Here is a 439-nt window from a genome sequence, read left to right as displayed (position 1 = left end):
GGGCCTGTTGTCCTTCGGCCAGGGAATCTTCTTCGGACTCGGGAGCTATGCGGCCGGGCTGACCTTGCTGCACACCTCGCTCCCGCTCGGTGTCGCGCTCGTTCTCGCGGCGATCGCGGGAGCCGTCGTCGCCACGGGAGTTGGCTGGCTCTCGATCCGCCGGCAGGGCGTCTACTTCGTCATGCTGACGCTCGCCTTCTCCCAGTTCTTCTACTTCCTCGCCTACACGTTCAAGGACATCACAGGCGGCGACAACGGCCTGCTCAACATTCCCCGGCCTGCCATCGGACCGTTCTCTCTGGGAGGTTCCTGGGCCTACTACGCCTTCGTGGCGGTGCTCTTTCTGCTCGTCTTCGCGGCTCTGCAGCGGGTTGCGAGCTCCACGTTCGGGCGCACACTGCTGGCGGTCCGCGACAACGAGGAACGCGCGCGCGCCATC

1 protein-coding gene is annotated in these 439 nt (G+C 65.8%); it reads left to right on the top strand.

Annotation, left to right across the window (positions count from 1 at the left end; genetic code table 11):
- On the top strand, positions 1-439 hold a 439-nt coding region (locus tag C7G61_RS43480; RefSeq protein ID WP_145963874.1), incomplete at both ends, for a branched-chain amino acid ABC transporter permease.

Origin of the sequence: Bradyrhizobium algeriense (genome assembly GCF_003062295.1) — a bacterium.
In the GTDB taxonomy this organism is placed as follows: domain Bacteria; phylum Pseudomonadota; class Alphaproteobacteria; order Rhizobiales; family Xanthobacteraceae; genus Bradyrhizobium; species Bradyrhizobium algeriense.
Note: the sequence above shows the minus strand (reverse complement) of the source record. Positions and strands in the feature narration are given on the sequence as shown.